This is a genomic window from Pseudomonas synxantha BG33R (assembly GCF_000263715.2).
Taxonomy (GTDB): Bacteria; Pseudomonadota; Gammaproteobacteria; order Pseudomonadales; family Pseudomonadaceae; genus Aquipseudomonas; species Aquipseudomonas synxantha_A.
This window is the reverse complement of the sequence record NZ_CM001514.1, coordinates 554,294-578,243: the sequence shown is the minus strand read 5'-3', so window position 1 is coordinate 578,243 and position 23,950 is coordinate 554,294. Positions and strand designations below refer to the sequence as shown.

General features: G+C 61.2%; 17 protein-coding genes. 3 read left to right on the top strand and 14 right to left on the bottom strand.

Annotated features, from left to right (window positions below; translation table 11 throughout):
- Positions 1 to 5: 5 nt before the first annotated feature.
- From PSEBG33_RS24385 to PSEBG33_RS24410, 6 genes are all read right to left on the bottom strand, one after another.
- Positions 6 to 887: a glycosyltransferase gene (locus tag PSEBG33_RS24385; protein WP_005784155.1), complete on the bottom strand. Its 882-nt coding sequence runs from the start codon at positions 885 to 887 to the stop codon at positions 6 to 8.
- On the bottom strand, positions 884 to 2,032 hold the full coding sequence (locus PSEBG33_RS24390; RefSeq protein WP_005784154.1) for a glycosyltransferase family 4 protein: 1,149 nt from the start codon (positions 2,030 to 2,032) through the stop codon (positions 884 to 886). Before PSEBG33_RS24390 ends, PSEBG33_RS24385 begins: the two co-directional genes overlap by 4 nt.
- An 85-nt stretch (positions 2,033 to 2,117) precedes the next feature.
- Positions 2,118 to 3,524, bottom strand: a complete 1,407-nt coding sequence (locus PSEBG33_RS24395; protein ID WP_005784153.1) for a PIG-L deacetylase family protein — start codon at positions 3,522 to 3,524, stop codon at positions 2,118 to 2,120.
- Positions 3,521 to 4,417, bottom strand: a complete 897-nt coding sequence (locus PSEBG33_RS24400; RefSeq protein WP_005784151.1) for a GNAT family N-acetyltransferase — start codon at positions 4,415 to 4,417, stop codon at positions 3,521 to 3,523. The genes PSEBG33_RS24395 and PSEBG33_RS24400 overlap by 4 nt, the downstream gene beginning before the upstream one ends.
- Complete coding sequence (locus PSEBG33_RS24405) at positions 4,418 to 6,175, bottom strand: carbamoyltransferase (RefSeq protein WP_005784149.1); 1,758 nt, start codon at positions 6,173 to 6,175, stop codon at positions 4,418 to 4,420.
- 119 nt (positions 6,176 to 6,294) lie between these two features.
- Positions 6,295 to 6,630 (bottom strand): YceK/YidQ family lipoprotein, encoded by a 336-nt coding sequence (locus tag PSEBG33_RS24410; protein WP_005784146.1) that lies wholly within the window; start codon positions 6,628 to 6,630, stop codon positions 6,295 to 6,297.
- Between the two features lie 206 nt (positions 6,631 to 6,836).
- Between PSEBG33_RS24410 and PSEBG33_RS24415 the strand changes: the two genes are divergently transcribed.
- On the top strand, positions 6,837 to 8,930 hold the full coding sequence (locus PSEBG33_RS24415; protein WP_005784144.1) for a TonB-dependent receptor family protein: 2,094 nt from the start codon (positions 6,837 to 6,839) through the stop codon (positions 8,928 to 8,930).
- Between the two features lie 48 nt (positions 8,931 to 8,978).
- On the opposite strand, the gene PSEBG33_RS24420 is transcribed toward PSEBG33_RS24415, so the two are convergent.
- The 8 genes from PSEBG33_RS24420 to glnE all read right to left on the bottom strand — a co-directional run bounded on the left by PSEBG33_RS24420 (position 8,979) and on the right by glnE (position 19,093).
- Positions 8,979 to 10,424 carry a lipopolysaccharide kinase InaA family protein gene (locus PSEBG33_RS24420; protein ID WP_005784142.1) on the bottom strand — a complete coding sequence of 482 codons (1,446 nt, stop codon included), beginning with the start codon at positions 10,422 to 10,424 and terminating at the stop codon, positions 8,979 to 8,981.
- Positions 10,424 to 11,176, bottom strand: coding sequence for a lipopolysaccharide kinase InaA family protein (locus tag PSEBG33_RS24425; protein ID WP_005784140.1), 753 nt, complete (start codon positions 11,174 to 11,176; stop codon positions 10,424 to 10,426). Before PSEBG33_RS24425 ends, PSEBG33_RS24420 begins: the two co-directional genes overlap by 1 nt.
- Positions 11,173 to 11,907, bottom strand: coding sequence for a lipopolysaccharide kinase InaA family protein (locus tag PSEBG33_RS24430; protein WP_005784139.1), 735 nt, complete (start codon positions 11,905 to 11,907; stop codon positions 11,173 to 11,175). The genes PSEBG33_RS24425 and PSEBG33_RS24430 overlap by 4 nt, the downstream gene beginning before the upstream one ends.
- On the bottom strand, positions 11,907 to 12,713 hold the full coding sequence (rfaP, locus tag PSEBG33_RS24435; protein ID WP_005784137.1) for a lipopolysaccharide core heptose(I) kinase RfaP: 807 nt from the start codon (positions 12,711 to 12,713) through the stop codon (positions 11,907 to 11,909). The genes PSEBG33_RS24430 and rfaP overlap by 1 nt, the downstream gene beginning before the upstream one ends.
- Positions 12,710 to 13,834, bottom strand: coding sequence for a glycosyltransferase family 4 protein (locus tag PSEBG33_RS24440; protein WP_005784135.1), 1,125 nt, complete (start codon positions 13,832 to 13,834; stop codon positions 12,710 to 12,712). Before PSEBG33_RS24440 ends, rfaP begins: the two co-directional genes overlap by 4 nt.
- Positions 13,834 to 14,895, bottom strand: coding sequence for a lipopolysaccharide heptosyltransferase I (waaC, locus tag PSEBG33_RS24445; protein WP_005784134.1), 1,062 nt, complete (start codon positions 14,893 to 14,895; stop codon positions 13,834 to 13,836). Before waaC ends, PSEBG33_RS24440 begins: the two co-directional genes overlap by 1 nt.
- 1 nt (position 14,896) lies before the next feature.
- Positions 14,897 to 15,931, bottom strand: a complete 1,035-nt coding sequence (gene waaF / locus PSEBG33_RS24450; protein ID WP_005784132.1) for a lipopolysaccharide heptosyltransferase II — start codon at positions 15,929 to 15,931, stop codon at positions 14,897 to 14,899.
- Between the two features lie 222 nt (positions 15,932 to 16,153).
- Positions 16,154 to 19,093: a bifunctional [glutamate--ammonia ligase]-adenylyl-L-tyrosine phosphorylase/[glutamate--ammonia-ligase] adenylyltransferase gene (gene glnE / locus PSEBG33_RS24455; RefSeq protein ID WP_005784131.1), complete on the bottom strand. Its 2,940-nt coding sequence runs from the start codon at positions 19,091 to 19,093 to the stop codon at positions 16,154 to 16,156.
- A 383-nt stretch (positions 19,094 to 19,476) separates the two neighbouring features.
- Here glnE and aceE point away from each other — a divergent pair, with 383 nt between their 5' ends.
- Positions 19,477 to 22,122 carry a pyruvate dehydrogenase (acetyl-transferring), homodimeric type gene (gene aceE, locus PSEBG33_RS24460; protein ID WP_003187985.1) on the top strand — a complete coding sequence of 882 codons (2,646 nt, stop codon included), beginning with the start codon at positions 19,477 to 19,479 and terminating at the stop codon, positions 22,120 to 22,122.
- 11 nt (positions 22,123 to 22,133) lie between these two features.
- Complete coding sequence (gene aceF / locus PSEBG33_RS24465) at positions 22,134 to 23,774, top strand: dihydrolipoyllysine-residue acetyltransferase (RefSeq protein WP_005784129.1); 1,641 nt, start codon at positions 22,134 to 22,136, stop codon at positions 23,772 to 23,774.
- Positions 23,775 to 23,950: the final 176 nt, after the last annotated feature.

Below are 23,950 nucleotides of genomic sequence, written 5' to 3'. Positions count from 1 at the left end.
CCGTTTCAGTTCCTGAGCGGCGCCAGATACAACCTCACCAACCCACGCAAGGTCTTGCGCCCCCAGAACTTCAACGGGATCTGCTTGAGAATCTCGCGCGCCAACGGGCGGTCGCGGTCGGCGGTCTTGAGGAACATTGAGTTCAGGAAGTTGTAGCGCACCTGATCATAGGCCGGGTGATCGCTGAACAATGCGTAAGTCTTGAGAATGTTCTGGATCATGTAACGGTGGTTCTTGTACGTGTTGGTAGCGTGCTGGCGATATTTGGCCATCACCACACCCAAAGCGTCGATGGTATAGCCCGCAGCCGTGATCTTCAGCTGGATCAGCAAGTCCTCCAGGGGAATCTGCGGGTCGAACCCGCCGACCTCCTCCAGTACGTCGCGACGAATCAGCATGGTCGGCGCCGGCGGAAAGGGCTTGCGGTCCAGGAACATGTCGTCGAAGTCGAGGCTGCGAAACGGCACGTCGCGACGTTGCTTCTTCTCCGGGTGCAGGTTGCCGTCACCGTCGATCAGCTCGATATTGCCGGCGCACATGCCCACCTTCGGCTTGCCTTCCATGTACGCAACCTGGATGGCGAGACGGTCCGGCAACATGATGTCATCCGAGCCGAACGGCGCGATCAGGCTACCCTTGGCACGGGCAATCGCACCGTTCAAGGTGGCGCTGAGGCCCTGGTTCTGCTGCACCTGGAAATCAAAGCCGTGCTCGGCCTGCAAGCGCTGGATACGTTCAACGCTGTCATCCTTGGAACCGTCATCCACCACCAACAGTTCGATATTGGTGTAGGTCTGCCCCAGCACGCTGAGGATGCTCTGTTCGATGTACTGGCCATGGTTATAGGAAGCGATGATCACCGAGACCAGGGGCTGTTGCTGATTCATGCTCTACCTACTTCACGCAAACCGGTTTCAATCAGGGTCAGGTACTTGTGCTTGAACTCGTCAAGGGTGTGGTTGGCCTCCAGATAGCGGAACACCTCTTCACCCTTTTCGCGCAGCTGTTCATCGCTCAACGCCAGATACGTATCCAGAGCTGCCGCCAGTTGCTCGACGTTGCCCGGATCATGGGACAGCCCACCCGCGCCCTGCACCAGGGGCAGCATCGCCGGACCGTTGGAGGCAATCACCGGCAGATGGCCGCTCATGCCTTCCAGCAGCGCCAGGCCCAAGCCCTCGAACAGCGACGGCATGGTCCAGATGTCGAAGCCGCGCACGTACTTCATGCCGTCTTCACGAAAGCCCAGCAAATGCGCGCGGCCGGTCAGGCCCAGGCGTTCGATATCGGCACGCAAATCGGCTTCGGCGCGACCGGAACCGATGATGCCCACCTGCGCCTCAGGGTATTTATCCTTGAGCGTGGCGAAGGCCTGCAGCAGATGAGTGTGGCCCTTGATCGGCACCAGACGGCCCAGAGCGCCGATCATCCGTGCTTCCATTGGCAGGCCCAGGGCCTTGCGTGCGTCCTCACGGGACAGCTGCAAGGCTTCTGCCTGGGGAATGTCGATAGCGTTGGTCACGTAGCTGGTGTTTTCGCGGGTGAACCCACAGTTGAGGTCCACCAGGTAGTCCTTCACCGCTTCCGACACGCCGACAAAACGCCAGGCCGGGCTGACCCAGCGCTGGGTCTGACGCCGACGGTAACCACGGGCATATTCGCCAAAACCGTGGGAGATACCGATGCACAGGGGGATTTTCAACCAGCGATTGAGCGACAGCATCATGTTCACCGATTTGAAGCGGTTACAGATGACCACATCGAACTTCTGCTCGCGGCAATACTTGTAGATCTGCCACATGGCGCCAAAACGAATGCCCTTGAGAGACTTCTCCGGCAGCTCGAAATAGTGGGAGTGCTCAGCCACGCTCAGGGGCTGGCCGGGCAGCGGACGACCACTGAGAAACCCGGAGGTCACCTCGAAGCGTTCAGGCGGCAGGGATTTGACGATTTGCTCACCCAGGTCGGCGAAGTCATGGGTCTTGACGTTGTAGTCCGGCTGTAACTGCAAAACCTTGAAACGCGGCTTCATAACTCTCCATGCAGCGATCTGGCTACGGGCGCACGGCCCGGTAAAATGGGCGGCAGACCCACGCTGGCCTGCCTTCGAGAGGGTTTCAGTCCTGCTTGAGGACCCACAGCAGCTCGTGACGACGCACGGCTTTGCGAAAGAATTCGTTCTCGCCGTAAGGCGATGGACTACGTCCGGCCAGCACTTGCTGCAACCACTTGCGCACCCGACGCTTGAGCGGCGCGCGCGGCTGCAAGTCGTGCATCATGCCCAGGGCCATGGCCTTGTCCTGCTGCTGGCTCAAAGTGAGTGCAAAGCTGCACGGCACCATCTCGGGCGATGAATCGAAACGTGGCGGCAGCGCCATCCCCGCACCGGAGTCACCCATGGGCCAGCGGTCATTATCATGCAGGTGGTTGGCATAACCGAGCAACGTGTCGGGCTGCCACTCCAGGCCCTGCAGAGCTTCAAGCACCGCCGCATGGGCGCAGATGTGGTCAGCGTGGGGGTCCAGCAATGGCGTGGGCAACACGATCACCTGAGGGCGCGCCTTGAGCAGCAGTGCGCGCAGGTCGGCGATCAGGTTGTGCCAGGTCGGTGCGCCATCTGCATCACCCGGCAGGGCAAAGCCGTTGAACTGGCGAAATAGCCGCGTGTCGGCCAAATCCGCTTCGCGCGACGCCTGAGGCTGGTCCGGCGCAGCCTGCATCGCCTGCAATTGCATGCAGAAGTAACCCAACTGCACGCATTGTGATTCGGGCACCCCGGCCCAACGCGGTACCGCGACGCTGTCCCAGGCACGCAAGCGGCCCTTGAGGCGGGATGCTTCAGCTTTGGGCAGGCCCATCTGTTGATAGTGCTCGGCTTCGATTTCCCCGGCAGTCAGGGTCACGATCCAGCTTTCAGCCGCTTGACTGTAAAGGCTGAACGCGGCCAGCTCGGCATCGTCGGCGTGAGGAGCGATCACCATCACACGTTGCTGGCGATAGTCCGGTTGGTGGAAACGCCACAGAATCGGCTGCCCCTTGATCCGGCAAAAGCGCCCGCGCAAGCTGATGTTGCCCGCCGCCAGTGCTTGTGCAGCGCCGGTCAGGTTGAGATAGCGACGCCCGTTGACACCACGTTCAAAGGTTTGGCGGTCCGCTGAATCCAGGCCCAACAGGTCCACCGCCGGGTCTAGGAAGCGCCCGAGCCACGAACTTTTCAACTCAACGCCAATAATCAGGGTTTCATCGTTCGCCAGCGGCGCATCCAGCAACAGCCGCCCCGACTCCAGGCGCAAACCGGGCTGCTCGCTGCCGGCCGGGAATGCGTACTCATAGTGGTCGCTGGGCGAGTAGAACAGGTGATCGGCAAACCACGCTTCATGGGCCGCCCATAGCAACACCGCCAACATCGGCGGCAACCACCAGGCCACCATTACACCGGTGGCAACCAGCACCGCCAAGCCGATCAACAGCGCGATGCGCTTGTTGCGCCGATGGCGCTTGAGCAGTTGCTGTTTGCGACTCATACGCTGAACACCGGCACCGGGTTGCACCAGCGCTCCTTATACTCACGGTCGGAACGACCGAAGGAAAAGCGCAACGACTTGTTCGCCGCCCGCGCCTGCTCCCAGGCGCTTTGGGTATTGAGGAAACTCAACACGCTGCCAGGGCTGAACGCACGGGTTTGCGGGTCGACGCCGCCGTTGACGTACTCGGCGCTGAACCATTCATTGGACTGCACCTGATACACCAATTGCACCGCAATCGCGGCGTCATTGAGAAACAGCACCGAGCCGAACACAAACTCCTTGAGCAGCTCCAGCACCTCGGCCAAACGCGCCGCGCCGGCCGCCGGGAACCCCCAGCGACGCTGGAACAGATCGCAATAAATCGCCGCCAGCTCCACGCTGGAGAACTCACTGACCGCCCGCGCTACGCCGCCCGCTTCTTCCAGCAGGCGCAACTCGCGGCGCTGGTTGTAGCGAAACTTCTTCGACAGCTCTTCGGGAGTGCGCGCCATGGCCAATTGCTCGGCCTGGGGCTTGAGGGTACTGACGCGCCCTTCGTTCAACGCCGACAGGTAGCGCGCCCGGTGGCGTAGCGGCACCTGCGCATCCGCGGCAATCGGCAGGATGACCTCGGCATTGCCCAGGTCAAACAGGCCTTTTTTGCCGGTGCGCTTGAGCACGTCCTTGGAGAGAGCCAGATCGCGCCCCCAGGTGGCTATCGCCCCCTTGAGTTCGCCACCGTGTTCCCAGCCCAGGTAGCGTACCGGAATCTGCGCCAGGCCAGCCAACCGCTCGATAACCTGCGGGTGGGTCGCCACGCTGCCGCCGTAACGCTGCCAGGCCTGGGCGTAAACCTCGGCCTCGACAGGCGCCCAGCCACGTTCACGCCAGCCCTGGAAGCGGTTCAGCATTTAAACCACGGCGTCATAAGGGTCCACGCCGTCTTTCACGACCAGGATGTCTTCCATGATCAGGTACTGCAGGTCCGAGCCGAAGAACATGTTCAGCGCGTCGGTCGGCGAGCAGATCATCGCTTCGCCACGACGGTTGAGCGAGGTATTCAGGGACACGCCGTTGCCGGTCAGCACTTCCAGCTCTTTCATCATGTCGTAGTAGCGCGGGTTGTATTCGCGCTTGAGTACCTGGGCGCGGGACGTCCCATCTTCATGCACAACTTCCGGCACGCGGGTCTTCCACTCTTCCGACACTTCAAAGGTGAAGGTCATGAACGGCGCCGGGTGATCGACCTTGATCATCTGCGGGGCCACGGTGTCGAGCATCGACGGGCAGAAAGGCCTCCAGCGCTCGCGGAACTTGATCTGGTGGTTGATGCGGTCAGCCACGCCGGTGGCGCTTGGGCAACCGATGATAGAACGACCACCCAAGGCACGCGGGCCAAACTCCATGCGGCCCTGAAACCAGGCCACCGGGTTACCGTCGACCATGATCTTGGCGATGCGCTTGGGCATGTTTTCGATCTTGCGCCAGTTCGGCTTGCTCTCGTGCCTGGCGCAAGCGGCGATCACGTCTTCGTTGCTGTAGGACGGGCCGAGGTACACGTGCTCCATCTTCTCCACCGGTACACCACGAGCGTGGGATACATAGGCGGCCGCGCCGACAGCCGTGCCGGCATCACCGGACGCCGGCTGCACGAACAACTCTTTGACGTCATCGCGGGCAATGATCTTCTGGTTCAGCTTGACGTTCAGCGCACAGCCGCCGGCGAAGGCCAGCTTGCCGGTGTCCTTGAGGATGTCGCCCAGGTAATGGTCGATCATCTGCAAGGCCAGCTTCTCGAACAACGCCTGCATACTGGCGGCGTAGTGGATGTACGGCTCGTCGGCAATGTCGCCTTCGCGCTTGGGGCCCAGCCACTCGATCAGTTTTGGCGAGAAGTAGAAACCCTTGCCCTTCTCTTTGTAGCGACGCAGGCCGATGACGTTGGCGTAGTCGGTGTTGATCACCAGCTCGCCGTTTTCAAAGGACGCCAAACGCGAGAAATCGTACTTGCTGGCATCACCGTACGGCGCCATGCCCATGACTTTGAACTCACCGTCGAGCATCTCGAAACCGAGGAACTCGGTGATCGCACCGTACAGGCCGCCGAGAGAATCCGGGTCGTAGAATTCCTTGATCTTGTGGATCTTGCCGTTTTCGCCGTAACCGAAGAACGTGGTGGCGTACTCACCTTTGCCGTCGATGCCCAGGATCGCGGTTTTTTCCTGGAAACCCGAGCAGTGGTAGGCGCTGGAAGCGTGGGCCAGGTGGTGTTCAACCGGTTCGATCTTGATTTTCTTTGGATCGAAGCCCAGCTGTTCCAGGCACCAGACAATCTTGTTGCGATAGCGCTTGTAGCGACGGTTACCCATCAGGATCGCGTCGAGGGCGCGGTCCGGGGCGTACCAATAGCGCTTGGCGTAGTGCCAGCGTGCCTCGCCGAACAGGCTGATCGGGGCGAATGGGATCGCCACCACGTCAACGTCCGAAGGCTTGATGCCAGCCTGTTCCAGGCAGAACTTCGCCGACTCGTAGGGCATGCGGTTCTTTGCATGTTTGTCGCGTACGAAGCGCTCTTCTTCGGCGGCCGCAATCAGCTTGCCGTCGATATACAGGGCTGCGGAAGGATCATGGCTAAGGGCGCCGGACAGGCCAAGAATCGTCAATGCCACTGGGGTCTAGCCTCTTTTAGTCTGCATGCAGGCGCATCGCGCCTGAAAAAAGTGTGCTTCCCGCCCGGGCGGGAAACAGCTAAAGGGCGGGATTATAGCTTAAAAGCAGTAGGAAGCTGTTAGCGCAGCTCGATGCTGCCGTCGGCGCTTTGGCGGTAGATCGTGTAGGGCAAGACGAGCGTGTCCAGGACGGCGGAAACGGGCGCATCCAAAATAACCCAGGGAATACCGTTCAACGCAAGTTCACCCGCAGAGTTGGGCGGCCCATGCAAGACACACAGGTCATAAGCTACACCGCTGTAGATTCGTGAAACGGACTGACAATAGGTTTTCTTCCCCTTGAGCTGCCGAACAGTGACGTCATCGCCAAGCAGCACGGTGGTCGCAGTGCCACAGCCTGCAACGATCAACGACATTCCCAGCAACATCAGCAACCGCAGGATAGGAGTCCTCATAGTTGATTCTTCTTTTCGTTTGATAAAGATCGAAAACCTAGCACCACAAAACTAAGACTTCAGGTTTGCGCAGTCGACGCTAAGCGTAGGAAGCGTCCCAATGCGCCAGGCGGTAAGGAGTTCGGCAAATCAGAGGACGAGTCGTTAAACTTGTCACATTTGCACCTACACCCCTTACTTGCGTGCGCTACCCACTCGGCCTTTTCATGACTCCTTCTGCTCCAACCTGCCTTGTCTTACTGCTGGGCCTGTGCAACACCGCCCAGGCCGACAATGCGCCCCTGATCCTGGATCCCAGCGTGGTCACCGGTTCGCGCAGCGCCAGCCCGACGTTCGACCTGCCGTATTCGGTAGACGGCATTAATCGTGAACAAATCAGCAACGGTCAACTGGGCATCAACGCCTCCGAAGCCCTGTCCCGCGTGCCTGGCCTGGTGGTGCAGAACCGCCAGAACTATGCACAGGACTTGCAGATCTCGTCCCGCGGTTTCGGCGCCCGTTCGGCGTTTGGTGTACGCGGCATCAAGCTGATCGCCGATGGCATCCCCGCCAGCACCCCGGACGGCCAGGGCCAGGCCGCAACGTTCAACCTTGACACTGCCGAGCGTATCGAAGTGCTGCGCGGCCCGGCGGCGACTCTGTATGGCAGTAACGCCGGCGGTGTGATCCAAATGTTCTCCCGCGACGGCGACGGCCCGCCGCGTGTCGGCGCAGAAACGCTGGTGGGCAGCGACGGGCTGAACAAGAACCACGTTAGTGCGGAAGGCGCGGCCAATGGTGCCGGGTTCGTGCTCGATGCCTCACGCATGGACACCAACGGCTACCGCGACCACAGCAGCGCCCGGCGCGACCAGACCTTCGCCAAGCTCAACTTCCAGCCGGATGACGACAGCAAACTGGCATTGATCTACAGCAGCCTGGAGCAGAACGGTACGCAGGATCCGCTGGGGCAGACCTGGACAGCGTACAAGGCCGATCCGCGTTCGGTGAGCACCAACGCGCTGACCTATAACACGCGCAAAAGCATCGATCACCAGCAATTGGGAATGAACTACGAGCGCTACATCGGCAATGCGACGTTGCAGGTCAATGCGTATACCGGGCGCCGCAGTGTGATTCAGTACCTGTCGATCCCGGACAAGTTTCCCAGCGGCGCAACCAACCCTGCTAACGCCCGTGGTGGCGTCGTGGCATTTGACCGAAAGTTCTACGGCGGCTCCATTCATTGGCTGCAACCCATCAGCAGCGTACCGGGCGACCTGACAATCATCAGCGGCCTCGATTACGACCGCAGCGAAGATGATCGCCAAGGCTACTCCAACACTTTGAACGGCGTACATGGAGTCAAAGGCGCCCTGGGCCGCGATGAAATCGACACCGCCACCAGCGTTGATCCCTTCGTGCAAGCCAACTGGTTACTGGGCGATTGGACCCTGCAAGCTGGCCTGCGGCACAGCACCATGAAAATGCAGGTCGACGACCATTTTCTAAATGATGGCAACGACAGCGGCAGCAAGACTTATCAAAAAAACACACCATCGGTCAGCGTGATGTACGCCTTCACCCCTGACTTGCACGGCTACGTGAGTGCGGGCAAAGGCTTCGAAACCCCCACTCAAGCTGAATCAGCCTATTCAAGCACCGCCAACGGCTTCAACTTTGCTCTCAAGCCGTCTGTCAGCAAGCAGTTCGAAGTCGGCTTGAAGGCCCGTCTAGGTCAAGACACCCGCATCAACGCCGCAGTGTTCCAAATCACCACCGAAGACGAACTGGTCGTGCAACAGGCAAGCGGGGGCCGCACAACTTACCAGAACGCCGGTCGCACACTACGTCGCGGCTTCGAACTGGGTGTTGAAAGCCAACTGAACGAGCACTGGAGCACCAGCCTCGCCTATACCCGCCTCCAAGCCACCTACGACAGCGACTTCGCCAGCGGCGCCAACACCATCGACAAGGGCAACTATCTCCCCAGCGTCCCCCAAACCACCCTGTTCGCCGAACTGAACTGGAAGCCACGGGACTGGGTCAGCACGGCCATCGAAGGCATGTACCGCAGCAAAGTCTATGTCGAAGACACCAATAGCCAACACGCTGCACCGGGCTACAGCGTCTTCAACTGGCGAGCACGGTTTGAGCAGAAGGTGGAGCACTGGACCTTTCACCAGACCTTGCGCCTGGATAACCTGCTGGATCGTCAATATGTGGGATCGGTGATTGTGGGTGACGGCAACGGGCGCTACTACGAAGCAGCACCGGGGCGCTCGTGGTATGCAGGCGCTGGGGCTGAATATCAATTCTGATGTGGGAGGGGGCTTGCCCCCTTCCACATTTGGGTATCAGGCGCCCGCTTAAACCACGATGGTTTTAGGCAACCGCTGATCGATCAACTGATACAACGCACTGCCCTGGGGCCAATTGCGCATAAACCGCGCCCGGTCTTTAGCGTATGCCGGCGCAAAACTGGCAACAGAGCCGTGCTGACACATGGCATCCAGATCAATCATCGCCCAACGCCCGTCATTCCAGAACAGGTTATGGCCTTTGAAATCGCCATGACTGATGCGCTCGCCAATCAACTGGGTAAACAACTGTTCCAGCGCGAGCAGCTCACTCTCAGGCGCATCGCCGTTTTCAACATACGGCGCAAAGCGCTCGATGATGTCCGGCCCCGGCAGAAACTCGGTGACCAGATACGCACGGCTGCGCAGCCATAAAAAGCGCTTCTCCAGCACCGCCAGTGGCTTGGGCGTAGCAAAGCCGAGAAACGCCAGGCGGTTACCCTCGCGCCAGGAATGCCAGGCTCGGCTCGGGCGCCAGAAGCGCTTGAGCCAGTGGGCAAAGCCTTTGATGTTGTAGCGCTTGATCACCAACGGCCGACCAGCCACTTCGACCTTGGCCACACTGGCCGCGCCGCCGGTCTTGTACAGGTGGCCCTGGTCGAGCAAGGCGTCTGCCTGTTCCAGCACCGGTAACATGGCCGTTTCTTCTTCGCGACGAATCGCACGCAAGCCAAAGGCGCCACGCACCACGCTGAACAGCGTGCATTCGCGGCCAGTCTTGTCCAGAAAGTCCTTCAAGCGCCAGGCGCTGACTTTGCGCACCTGCTTTTCCAGGGCTTGCAGCGGCAAGGCGTGCTCACCATTACCCAGCAGGTAGTACACCAATAATTCTTCGGTAAACGGCTCAAGGTTTTTCGGCAGCTGGGCGAAAAACACGCCGAGGTTTTCCAGCACGTGATTGCGCGACAACGGCTTACCCGCCTCCTCGACACAAATGCCTGCGCCATCGATCAAGTACAGCTTGCCGTCCTGGCGCAGCAGGTTGTCCAGGTGCAGGTCTTCCTGCCACAGGCCTTTGGCATGCATTTGCGCAATCGCGCCCAATGCTTCGGCGAGCACGGCGGTTTGTTCGTCCGCCAACGGCGGCAGATGTTCGACGGCGTGCCACGCATCGGCCAGGCTTTGGGCGCCCTCGATAAACTCAAACAGCAGCCAGCCGCCCTCGCCGTCCTGCAAGCCATCGGCCAACAACAACGGTGTGGTCAGGCCTTGCTCAGCCAACAAACGCACACCCTTGAGTTCACGCTGAAAATGCCGCGCCGCCTTGCTGCCAACCAACAATTTGGCCAATACCGGGCGACCACGCCACACTGCCGCGCCCACGTAGCGCTGCCCGGGCAACACCCGCAACAGGCTCAGCAGTTGCAACTGCCCCGGGCCTGCCGCATCCGCCAGATCGATGGTCAACGGCAGGCTGGGGCTACGGCCGGCATTTTTCAGCTCGGATAAACGCATCAGCGGTTCTCCTTGTGGCTGCGGCGTGCGGTCAGGCGCTGGTGCCAAGTGGAGACCAGGTCGCTGTCTTCGGGCTGCTCAAGATACGCCGCCAGCAGTTGGCGCACCTGCGCGTCCGACCATTGGGGCGCGCGACGCAGCAGCGGTTCCAGGTCCTTGACCCGGTCGCGCCAGCCAAACAGCAACGGGCGGGTTTTTTCCAGGTCGATCAGCTGCGCGGCATAACCCTCAGCGGTGGCCTGCAGGAAAATATGCTTGGGGTAAAAACAGCCATGCACCTGCCCGACGCTGTGCAGGTGACGCGCCAGCTTGCCGCACGCCGACAGGATCGCACTGTGCTGGGCGGCGCTCAATTGCGGCCACTGCTCCAGCAACGAATCCAGGTCGTTCCAACCATCCAGAGCACGGGTAAGCAGCATTGCCCGGCGCTCGCCCTCAACCTTGCGCTCACCGAAGAACGCCGCCTGCAGAGCAGGGATTCCGAGCTTTCGATACAGGCTGATATTACGGAACTCGCGCGCAAAACTCGGCTCGCCAAACGGCCGGTGCAAGGTGCGCGTCAGGTAGTTGCTCTGGCGCTTGAGGTAATAGCCCTGCCCTTCAAGCTCCAGGCGATACACACTGCTCCAGCCGCCGTGACTGGTATTGGGCTCGTCCACTGCGTCCAGTTGCTTGGCCCACAGGGCGTCAAACGTCGCCAGACCGTTGCGCTCAAGCAAGGCTCGGTCTTCGGCCGCCAGGAAGTCACTCATTCGCGTCCCTCAAAAAACTTCACCACGTGACGAATTCGCCGTTTGTCCGACGCCGACAAGTGCGTGCGCTGGCGGTATTGCAGGTAGAAACGCAGGCGCTGGGTGGCCGACAGGTGATATTTGGCGACCTTGTCCAGGCAAGCCAAGTCCTTGGTGATGCGGTACTTGAGCCAGAAACCACGCCAGAAATCACCGTTGGGGCAATCGATCAGGTACAGGGTTCGTTGGTCGTCCACCAGCAGGTTGCGCCACTTCAAGTCGTTATGAGTGAAGCGGTGCTCATGCATGGTGCGCGTGTATTCGGCGAGCTGGCGGCTGATGCCATCGACCCACCGGGGGTCTTTCAGGCGTTCGTCATTGCGCTCGGCCAGCACTGACAAGTCTTCCGTCTTGGGCAGCTCGCGGGTAATCATCGCGCCCCGGTTATAAGCCAGGCCCTTGCGGTCCAGGCCCCAGGCGACGACATCAGCCGTCGGGATGCCCCACTTGGCGAAACGCTTGAGGTTCTGCCATTCGGATTTCACCCGCGGCCTGCCCAGGTAACGGCGCAAGCCTTTGCCGGCGCCCACGTAGCGCTTGACGTAATAATTGACCCCGCCGCGCTCGACCCGGATGACTTCCGACAGCGGGTCGCGGGTCAATCGCTCGCCTTGCAAGGCAAATACCGCCTCCAGGCTTCCAAAGTCATCCGCCAGGGCGGCATAGGCAGGTTCCAGGTTCCAACCCGCCATCAGAGCGCATCCCCGTATCGTTGCTTGCGCGCGTAAAGCTTGGCGGCCATGCGCTCAAGCTCAGACAGCAGCGCAGCTTGCTCCGCCAGGATCTGGCGCAACGGCTGCTGGAAGTACGCCTTGAGGAAGCGCAGCTTGTCGCGCTGGGTCAGGCCGATCTCCAATGCGGAGTAATACAGGCCGGCCAGGTCCTTGTTACGCCAGCGCAGTGGAATCGTCGGACGCACCTGGGCACGGTGCAGGTCGATCACCGACAATTTCAGATTGTCGACGGTAATGGGCTGGTCCGTGTGCAACAGGAAATGGCAGAGGTAGCAGTCGCGATGGTTCACGCCACCGCGGTGCATCGCGCCGACGGTGCGCGCCAGCTCACGGGTCAAGGCGTGTTTGATGGCCGGCACGGGCGGTTGCTTGACCCAATCGAGGGTCAAGTCTTCCAGGCTGATAATCGGCGTCAGTTCCTGGGTAATGATGAACGAATGCTGGTCGGCCGGGTTGCTGCCTTTTTCGCCAAAGGCTACGGCGGTCATGGTCGGCACGCCCAGCGCTTGCAGGCGCTGGATCGCCAGCCACTCCAGGCCTGCGCCCAGTACCGGCAACTTGGCCGTGACCAGGTTCTTGAGGATTTCGCCCCAGCCAATGCCACGGTGAATCTTCACAAAGTAAGGCTGGCCTTCGACCACCGTACGCAACGTACGGCGAGCGGCCAGCTCGCGGAACACCTGGCCTTGCAGCTTCTCGACCTCGGCGAACGCATCGCGTCCGGCCCAGAGGGTCTTGAAGGGTTCGGCTAGAATCAACTTCATCGGTTTGGCTCCGCCAGAATCAGGTCCGCAGCGTACTGCGGCATGCTATAGAGGTCGGCCGTCTCGGCGAAGGCCAGACCATTGCGACTCCAGGTCGCACGCGCGTGTGGATCGTCGAGCATATCCACCAGGTACTGGTTGAGCTGGGCTTGCTCGAACGGCTCGTCCAACACCCGGCCGCTCTGGGCCTTGTCGATGTAGAACGCGTAGCCACACACCCGGCTCACCAGTACCGGGAGGCCGGCGACCACCGCTTCGACCAGCACCATGCCGGCCGCCTCGTTGTACGCAGGGTGAATCAGCAGGTCGGCGCCCAGCAGGAAACGCGGGATATCACTGCGGCCCTTGAAGAACTGCACCTGATCGCCCAGGCCCAATGCCGCACTCTGCAATTGGAATACCTTGGGGTCGTCCTGGCCGATTACAAACAGTCGGGTGCGCTTCTTCAGCTTGGAAGGCAAGGCGGCCACGGCCTTGAGGCTGCGGTCGACGCCCTTGGTCTTGAAGCCCGAACCGATCTGCACCAGCAACAGGTCGTCCTCGGCCAGGCCGAACTCACGACGAAACTCGGCGCGGATTTCGGCCGCGTCAGGCGGAGCGCGCCGGTCGCGGGCAATGCCCGGCGGCAGCAAGTGGAAACGCTCGGCCTGGGTGCCGTAATACTGGGTGAACAACTTCTGCTGATGTTCGGACAGCACCATGATTTGGGTCTTGGCGTCCTTATCGAACACCGCGCGCTCATATTCGGCGAAGTGCCGGTAGCGCCCGAACCAGCGGTACATGGGGTTGCGCAGGTTTTGAGCCTTGTCTTCGAACACCCCGTCGGCGGCAAAATACACATCCAGCCCCGGCATCTTGTTGAAGCCCACCACGCGATCCACCGGCCGCTTGGCCAGGTCGGCCTGGATCCAGGCATACAGCTTTTCATTGCGACGGTGATTGACCAGCGCCTTGACCGGCGCCACCAGTACTTCGAAGCCGGGTGGGATGTCGCCTTCCCAGATCAGCGTATAGACACGAATCTTGTGGCCGCGCTGCTGGCACTCCAGGGCGATGCGCATGAAGTCGCGCTGCAAGCCACCGAAGGGAAAGTACTTGTACAGAACAAAAGCCAGTTGCATCAGTGCTGCTCCTCAGCCAGTAACAACGTGCTCAGCCGGCTTGCTACACGCTCAGGATTCAAGCGCGTGAAGCACAGGGGCGACTCACGCTTGATGTCGAACCGCCGCAGGTCGTCGGCGGTAGGTTGATAGGTACACTGCTTTTGCAGGCACGGCGCACACGGCCAGTCGCTGGCCAAATGGATCTGGCCCTTGCCGTAAGCGCCAGTAAGGCCCGGATTGGTGGGGCCGAACAGGGAAATGGTCGGCACATCCAGCGCTGCCGCCAGGTGACCGAGGCCGGTGTCCACCGCCACACAGGCGCGGGCGCCCGCCAACACGCCGGCCACGCCCGCCAGGTTGAGTTTGGGCAGCACTTCGGCGTTGGGCAGGCCTTGGGCCAGGCGCTCGGCCCGAGCCTTTTCGGCGGCGTTACCCCACGGCAATTTCACGTCCACGCCCAGGCGCCCCATGCGTTCGGCCAGCTCACGCCAATAGGCTTCGGGCCAGTGCTTGGTGTCCCAGGTAGTGCCGTGCAGCAGCAACACAAAGGGTTTTTTCGGCGGCAGGCCCAGCAGCTTTTCAACGCTCAGGCCATAGTCGCCCAAGCCTTTGGGCAGGTCGTAGCCCAGGGCCACGGCGAACAGTTGGCGCAAGCGCTCCACCGCGTGTTGCCCGCGGGCCACGGCCAGGCGTCGCGAATAAAAACGCGCAGCGATCGGCTCACGGGCCGAGTTTTTATCAAAGCCGGCCACTGGAGCACGCACATAGCGGGTCAGCCAGGCGCTTTTCAGCAGGCCCTGGGCGTCGATCACCAGGTCATACTTGGTCGACTGCACGGCCTGCTTGAAACGGCGCCACTCGCCGCTCTTGATGGTTTGCCAAAGGTTCTTGCGCCAGCGGCGAATCGCCACCGGGATTACCTTGTCCACCGCTGGGTGCCAGGTCGGGATTTCGGCAAAGCCTTCTTCCACCACCCAATCAAAGCGAATGCCGGGGATCGCCCGCGCTGCATCGGTCAACGCCGGCAAGGCATGGATCACATCGCCCAGGGATGAGGTCTTGACTACCAGAACCCGCAACTCAGTGAACCTCGACCACATCGCCCTGCAACCGCTGCAAGGCATCGGTTACCGGCTGCGGCAGCAATTGGCGCAGGCAGTTGTAGTGGCCGAAGCGGCAGGTGCGATCAAAACACGGGCTGCAATCCAGGCCCAGGCGCACCACTTCGACCTTGTCGGCCAAGGGCGGGGTGAAGCCTGGGGACGTGGAGCCGTACACCGCTACCAGCGGGCGATTCAGCGCCGCCGCCACATGCATCAGGCCGGAGTCGTTGGACACCACCGAGTCGGCGCAGGACAACAAGTCGATAGCCTCGGCCAGGGACGTGTCGCCACTGAGGTTCACCGCCTCTTCGCGCAGGCCGGGAATCAGGCGCTGACGAATATCTTCACCTACCGAATGATCGTTCTTCGAACCGAACAGCCACACCTGCCAGCCTTCGCGGATCTTGGTCTCGGCGACCTTGGCGTAATGCTCCGACGGCCAGCGCTTGGACTCGCCAAACTCGGCGCCAGGGCACAAGGCCAGAACCGGCCGATCAAGGGTGAGGCCGAACTTGGCCAGCGCCGCATCGCTGGTCACCGGGTCGATCTGCAAGCTGGGCCGCGGGTACGGCGTGGGCAATTGCGTGCCGGGCTCGTAGGCCAGGGCCATGAAGCGCTCGATCATCAGCGGGTAGCGGGCTTTATCCAGGGTGCGTACGTCATTGAGCAGCACATAGCGAAACTCACCGCGCCAGCCGGTGCGCTTGGGGATGCCGGCAAAAAAAGGCACCAGCGCCGACTTGAGCGAGTTGGGCAACAGGATCGCCTGGTCGTACTGGCCGGCCATGGATTTGCCGATGCGTCGGCGGGTCGCCAGCTCCAGGGCACCGTGGCCGAGCGGGAAGCTCAAGGCCTTGCGCACCTCGGGCATGCGCTCCAGGATCGGCCGGCTCCACTCAGGGGCGAGCACGTCGATCTGGCAGTCTGGATAGCGCTGGCGCAGGCACTGGAACAGTGTCTGTGCCATCACCATGTCACCGACCCAACTGGGCCCAACGATCAGAATATTCATGTAGTTTCCACAAACGATGCGGGGAGGCTTATGCCTCCCCGCCTCGATAATGACTGTAGATCGCGGCGCGCCAGGGAGCATCTTTATGTGGGAGCTGGCTTGCCTGCGATTGCATCACCTCGGTATCACTGATAAACCGAGGCGCCTGCATCGCGGGCAAGCCCGGCTCCCACATTAATCCGCATCCCATATAAAAATTGGCGTCGCCCAATCAGTCGAGTTTCAATTTAAGCCCAGCGCTTGCCAGATTCGCATCACCTGTCGCCGTTCGTCGGCAAACTGGTCCCCGGCGACCGTGCCGGCCTCGTTCTGCAAGGCCTGGCGGTGGGCGGCGGAGCGGTAGGCCTTATACACCTCACGCAGCAAATGGGCATCGGCGGCGGGCATCAGCCCGACCTGCTCAAGGCCCTCCAGAATGCGAATATTGTCGGTGTAGCGCAGCAACGATGGATGTTGCGCAGACCACGCCAAAGCCGCGTATTGCACCATAAATTCAATATCGACGATACCTCCGGCGTCCTGCTTGAGGTCGAACACCGCCGTGGCCTCGAAGGCATTGGCGCCCCTGCCGGCCGCCGTGGCCTTGGTACCCAGGTTCTCGCGCATCTTGGTGCGCATCTCGCTGACCTCCTGGCGCAGCTTCGCCAAGTCCCGTTCACGCCCCAATACGTTGGCCCGTACCTGCTCGAATGCATGGCCCACATCCTGGCTGCCCACCAGCACCCGTGCGCGGATGAGCGCCTGATGTTCCCAGGTCCAGGCTTCATTTTGTTGATAGCGATCGAAGGCGCCCAGGGAGCTCACCAGCAAGCCGGATGCGCCGGAAGGTCGCAGGCGCATGTCCACTTCATACAGTTGGCCGGAGTTGGTCTGGGTGGTCAGCAGGTGAATGATGCGCTGGCCCAGACGCGTGAAGAACTGCGCGCCGTCAATCGGCTTGGCGCCATCGGTCTCGGCCTGGGGGTCGCCATCGTGGATAAACACCAGATCCAGATCCGAACCATGCCCCAGTTCGATGCCGCCGACTTTCCCATAACCGACAATGATGAACCCAGGATCGCACAGCGTGCCGTCCAGCCTCTGGGGTGAACCGTGCTGGGCGACAGTCTGGCGCCAGGCCAGGGCCAGTACTTGCTCAAGAATGGCTTCGGCCAGCCAGGTGAGATAGTCGCTGACTTTCATTAGTGGCAGGCTGCCAGCGATTTCCGAGGCCGCGACTCGCAGGCGGTGCGCCAATTTAAAGTGACGCAGGGCCTCCATTTGTTGTTCAAGGTCGTCCTCGGGGATGCGGGTGAGGCGCTCGCGCAACTCGGCTGCCAACTCCGGCGCCAGCGGCGGCTTGAACAGGCGGCCCTCGTTGAGCAGCTCATCGAGCAACAACGGGAAACGGGTGATCTGTTCGGCGATCCACGGGCTGGCGGCGCACAGGGTCAGCAGGCGACGCAGCGCATCCGGGTTCTCGGTGAGCAACACCAGATAGGCCGAACGCCGGGCGACGGCCTCCACCAACGGCAACACGCGCTCCAGCACCAGGTCCGGGTTGGCGTGCTCGACCGCCTGGGCCAGCAGGCGCGGAATGAATGCATCCAGGCGCTCGCGCCCCAGCCGCTGCATGGCACGCAACTGCGGGCTGCCGCGCAGGCCGGCCAAGGCCTTGAGGGCTTTGGGTGCATCGGTAAAACCGCCCTCGGCCAATTGACGGCATGCGGCGTCGTCATCCTGGGATTCCTCCCACAGCGGCAACCACTCACCACCGACGACCAATTCACTTTCTTCGCCTTCTTCTTCATCAGGGTCGGCAATCACTTGACGAAAGTGCCAGTCCACGCGGCCACGCCAGTACATCAGGCGTTCGTGGAACGCAGCCCAGTCGCTGAAGCCCAGCATGAAGGCGATACGCGCCTGATCTTCGGGATTGTGCGGCAGCATTTGGGTCTGGCGGTCGGCAATCGCCTGGATGGCGTGCTCGGTGTAGCGCAGGAATTCGTAGTCATTGCGCAGTTCGGTGATCACCGCAGCCGGCAGGTAACCCTGCCCCTCAAGCGTACCCAGCACGTTCAGCAGTGGGCGTTGTTGCAGGCTGAGGTCGCGGCCGCCATGAATCAGCTGGAACGCCTGGGCAATAAACTCCACCTCCCGAATGCCGCCTGAGCCCAGCTTGATGTTCTCGGCCATGCCCTTGCGCCGTACTTCCTGCTGGATCAACTGCTTCATGGTGCGCAGCGCTTCGATGGCGGAAAAGTCCAAGTAGCGGCGGTAGACGAACGGGCGCAGCATATCGAGCAACTGCGCGCCGGCCACTTGATCACCGGCCACTACGCGCGCCTTGATCATGGCGTAGCGTTCCCAATCCCGGCCCTGATCCTGGTAGTACTGCTCCAACGCGTTGAAGCTGAGCACCAGCGCACCGGCCGAGCCGTAGGGACGCAGACGCATATCCACACGGAAGACAAAACCGTCGACCGTCATAGGATCAAGGGCCTTGATCAATTTTTGACCAAGACGAATAAAGAATTCCTGATTGTCCAGGGAGCGCTTTACACCCACGGTCTCGCCGCCTTCGGGGTAGGCGAAAATCAGGTCGATATCCGACGAGAGATTCAGCTCCACCGCGCCGAGCTTGCCCATGCCGAGGATGACCATATGCTGCGCCTCACCGCTGCGCCGCCCGGTCGGCGTGCCGAACTGCGCGCAGTGGCGCTGGTACAGCCATTGGTAGGCCTGGTCGATGCTGGCGTCGGCCATGTCGGAAAGGTCGCGACAGGTTTGCACCAGGTCGGCCTGGCGCGTCAGGTCGCGCCAGATGATGCGCACCTGCTGGCGCGTGCGCTGGCGGCGCAGCACGCGGCCCAACTCATCTTCTGTTTCGGCCTGTTGCACGGCGCCGGCAATCTGGCTGCACAGCTCACCGGGCGCAAAGCCGCGGTCCAGCTCGCCCCAGGCCACCAGTTCGAGCAACATCAAAGGGTAACGAACACTCTGTTCAATGACAAAATCACTGGCAGCGCACACGCGGGCGAAGTCGGCCCACCGTTGCGGCGTCCACGCAGAAAGGCCATGATCGTCGTCCAGCGCGGCCACCGCGTCACGAAATGACTGCTCGGCCCGCTGGGCATAAGGCAAGAGAATGGCCGGCAGTTCGGCCAGCGTTGGAAGGCTCATGGTCTATCCTTGATCGGCGTGTAATTGGCGTGTAGTTGTGAACACAAGAGCCATGCTCGATGAAGGACTGTCGAACAAAAGTTAGAAATAGCTGAAATTAAATTAATCTTGGCAGGCAACATCAAACTTTCACCTTTTCTTGTTCGCAATAGACCAACAATAACGATTATGCTCACCAGCAAGACCGAGCCATACGCTCAGTCTTGTGTAGTTTTACTACTCGTATATACATTCGAAAGGCTGAAATGGCCGACGATTTGTAGTAAAACTACAGGACGCCGAAGCAACCTTCGGCCATCCAAGAATTTATGTCGTCTGCCCACAAGGCCAGTCGCAAACTTCAGGCAACCGATTCTGGTAGCCTTTCCGCCCTGGAGCAAGCCATGCAAGACCTCGATCCCGTCGAAACCCAGGAATGGCTGGACGCCCTGGAATCGGTTCTCGACAAAGAAGGCGAAGACCGTGCTCACTACCTGATGACCCGTATGGGCGAACTCGCGACCCGCAGCGGCTCGCAACTGCCTTACGCCATCACTACGCCATACCGCAACACCATCCCCGTTACCCACGAAGCACGCATGCCTGGCGACCTGTTCATGGAACGCCGCATTCGCTCGCTGGTACGTTGGAACGCCATGGCGATGGTAATGCGCACGAACTTGAAAGATTCGGACCTGGGCGGTCACATTTCCAGCTTCGCTTCCAGCGCCACCCTGTATGACATCGGCTTCAACTACTTCTTCCAGGCCCCGACCGACGAACACGGCGGCGACCTGATCTACTTCCAGGGCCACACCTCGCCAGGCGTCTACGCCCGTGCGTTCATGGAAGGTCGCATCAGCGAAGAACAAATGAACAACTTCCGCCAGGAAGTCGACGGTCAGGGCCTGTCTTCCTACCCGCACCCTTGGCTGATGCCTGATTTCTGGCAGTTCCCGACCGTTTCCATGGGTCTGGGCCCGATCCAGGCGATCTACCAGGCACGCTTCATGAAGTACCTGGAAGCCCGTGGCTTCATCCCGGAAGGCAAGCAGAAAGTCTGGTGCTTCCTGGGTGACGGCGAGTGCGACGAGCCGGAATCCCTGGGGGCCATTTCCCTGGCCGGCCGCGAGAAGCTCGACAACCTGATCTTCGTCATCAACTGCAACCTGCAGCGCCTCGACGGCCCGGTTCGCGGCAACGGCAAGATCATCCAGGAACTCGAAGGCGTGTTCCGTGGTGCCCAATGGAACGTGACCAAGGTCATCTGGGGTCGTTTCTGGGACCCACTGCTGGCCAAGGACGTCGACGGTATCCTGCAACGTCGCATGGACGAAGTCATCGACGGCGAGTACCAGAACTACAAGGCCAAAGACGGCGCGTTCGTTCGCGAACACTTCTTCAACACGCCTGAACTCAAGGCGATGGTTGCCGACCTGTCCGACGACGAAATCTGGAAGCTCAACCGTGGCGGCCACGACCCGTACAAGGTCTACGCGGCGTACCACGAAGCGGTCAACCACAAAGAACAACCAACCGTCATCCTGGCCAAGACCATCAAGGGTTATGGCACCGGTGCCGGCGAAGCGAAGAACACCGCGCACAACACCAAGAAAGTCGACGTCGACAGCCTGAAGTTGTTCCGCGACCGCTTCGACATTCCGGTCAAGGACGAAGAGCTGGAGAACCTGCCGTTCTTCAAGCCTGAGCCAAACAGCGCCGAGGCCCGCTACCTGAGCGAGCGCCGCAGCGCACTGGGTGGCTTCGTGCCACAGCGCCGCGCCAACAGCTTCAGCGTACCGACGCCGGACCTGAGCACCCTCAAGGCCATCCTTGACGGCTCGGGCGACCGTGAAATCTCCACCACCATGGCCTTCGTGCGCATCCTCGCGCAATTGGTCAAGGACAAGGACATCGGCCCGCGCATCGTCCCGATCATCCCGGACGAAGCCCGTACCTTCGGTATGGAAGGCATGTTCCGTCAGTTGGGCATCTACTCCTCCGTCGGCCAGCTCTACGAGCCAGTCGATAAAGACCAGGTGATGTTCTACAAGGAAGACAAGAAGGGCCAGATCCTCGAAGAAGGCATCAACGAAGCGGGCGCCATGAGCTCCTTCATCGCTGCCGGTACCTCGTACTCCAGCCACAACCAGCCGATGCTGCCGTTCTACATCTTCTACTCGATGTTCGGCTTCCAGCGTATTGGCGACCTGGCCTGGGCAGCAGGCGACAGCCGTACCCGTGGCTTCCTGATCGGCGGTACCGCCGGCCGGACCACGCTGAACGGCGAAGGCCTGCAACACGAAGACGGTCACAGCCACATCCTGGCTGCCACCATCCCGAACTGCCGCACCTTTGATCCAACCTACGGCTATGAGCTGGCGGTGATCATCCAGGACGGCATGAAGAAGATGACCGAAGAGCAGCAGGACGTTTTCTACTACATCACCGTGATGAACGAGTCCTACCAGCAGCCAGCCATGCCGGCCGGTGTGGAAGAAGGCATCATCAAGGGCATGTACCTGCTCGAAGAAGACACCAAGGAAGCGGCGCACCACGTACAGCTGATGGGCTCCGGCACCATCCTGCGCGAAGTGCGTGAAGCGGCGAAGATCCTGCGTGACGAATTTAACGTCGGCGCCGACGTGTGGAGCGTGACCAGCTTCAACGAACTGCGTCGCGACGGCCTGGCCGTAGAGCGCAGCAACCGTCTGCATCCTGGCCAGAAGCCAGCCAAGAGCTACGTCGAAGAGTGCCTGGCTGGCCGTAAGGGTCCGGTTATCGCCTCTACCGACTACATGAAACTGTTTGCTGAACAAATTCGCCAGTGGGTCCCGTCCAAGGAATTCAAAGTCCTGGGCACCGATGGTTTCGGCCGCAGTGACAGCCGCAAGAAGCTGCGTCACTTCTTCGAAGTCGACCGTCACTTCGTGGTGTTGGCAGCCCTGGAAGCCTTGGCTGACCGTGGTGAGATCGAACCCAAGGTGGTGGCTGACGCCATCGTCAAGTTCGGGATCAACCCGGAAAAACGCAACCCACTGGACTGCTGAGGAGATTTTTTGTGAGCGAACTCATTCGCGTACCTGACATCGGCAGCGGTGAAGGTGAAGTAATCGAGCTGTTTGTGAAGGTCGGGGACACCGTCGAAGCCGACCAGAGCATCCTGACCCTGGAGTCGGACAAGGCGAGCATGGAAATTCCTGCTCCCAAGGCCGGCGTGGTCAAGAGCCTGAAGGTCAAGCTGGGCGACCGCCTGAAAGAAGGCGACGAACTGCTGGAGCTGGAAATCGAAGGCGCCGCTGATGCAGCCCCTGCGGCGGCTCCGGCTGCCGCTGCTGAACCTGCGCCTGCCGCTGAAAAACCTGCTGCCGAGGCCCCAGCGGCCCCGGCTGCTGCACCTGCCGCCGCCACCGTCCAGGACATTCACGTCCCGGACATCGGCTCGTCGGGCAAGGCCAAGATCATCGAGCTGCTGGTCAAGGTCGGCGACACCGTCGAAGCCGACCAATCGCTGATCACCCTGGAGTCCGACAAGGCCTCCATGGAAATCCCTTCGCCGGCTGCCGGCGTAGTGGAAAGCATCGCGGTCAAGCTGGAAGACGAAGTCGGCACCGGTGACTTCATCCTCAAGCTGAAAGTACAAGGCGCTGCCCCGGCAGCCGCTCCAGCACCGGCGGCGGCTCCGGCTGCCAAGGCTGAAGCCGCTCCGGCCGCTGCTGCCCCGGCACCTGCTGCAAAAGCCGAGGCCACACCGGCCCCTGCTGCTGCCGCACCTGCGCCAAGCGGTGCCAAGGTGCACGCCGGCCCTGCCGTGCGTCAGTTGGCCCGCGAGTTCGGCGTCGAGCTGAGCGCCGTCTCGGCCAGCGGCCCGCACGGTCGTGTGCTGAAGGAAGACGTGCAGGCTTACGTCAAAGCCATGATGCAAAAGGCCAAGGAAGCACCGACTGCCGGCGCGACGGGCGGCTCGGGCATTCCGCCGATCCGTACCGTGGATTTCAGCCGCTTCGGCGAAACCGAAGAAGTGCCGATGACCCGCCTGATGCAAATCGGCGCGGCCGGCCTGCACGCCAGCTGGCTGAACATCCCGCACGTGACTCAGTTCGACCAGGCCGACATCACCGACCTGGAAGCTTTCCGCGTTGCGCAGAAAGCCGTGGCCGAGAAGGCCGGCGTGAAGCTGACCGTGCTGCCACTGCTGCTCAAGGCCTGCGCGCACCTGCTCAAGGAACTGCCGGACTTCAACAGCTCGCTGGCGCCAAGCGGCAAGGCGATCATTCGCAAGAAGTACGTCAACATCGGCTTTGCCGTCGACACTCCGGATGGCCTGCTGGTACCGGTCATCAAGAACGTCGACCAGAAGAGCCTGCTGCAACTGGCTGGCGAAGCGGCTGCGCTGGCTGCCAAGGCCCGCGACAAGAAGCTCACCCCGGATGACATGCAGGGCGCCTGCTTCACCATCTCCAGCCTCGGGCACATTGGCGGCACTGGCTTCACGCCAATCGTCAACGCGCCGGAAGTGGCGATCCTGGGTGTTTCCAAGGCCACCATCCAGCCTGTGTGGGACGGTAAAGCGTTCCAGCCCAAGCTGATGCTGCCACTGTCGCTGTCCTACGATCACCGTGTGATCAACGGCGCTGCGGCTGCACGCTTCACCCAGCGCCTGAGCCAGTTGCTGAACGACATCCGCACCATCCTGCTGTAAGCCGCAGGGCCTTCCCTTTACGGGGAAGGCCCTTGCCGCACCGATTTCCGAGCGCCACGCTCGTACCTCAACCCCGCCACTTGGCGGGGCTTTTTTTGTGCGCTCGATGTACGCACAGAACAGGCTTGTACACCTTCTGTCACTTCGATTGCAGAAATCCCCCGCACGGCCGATAA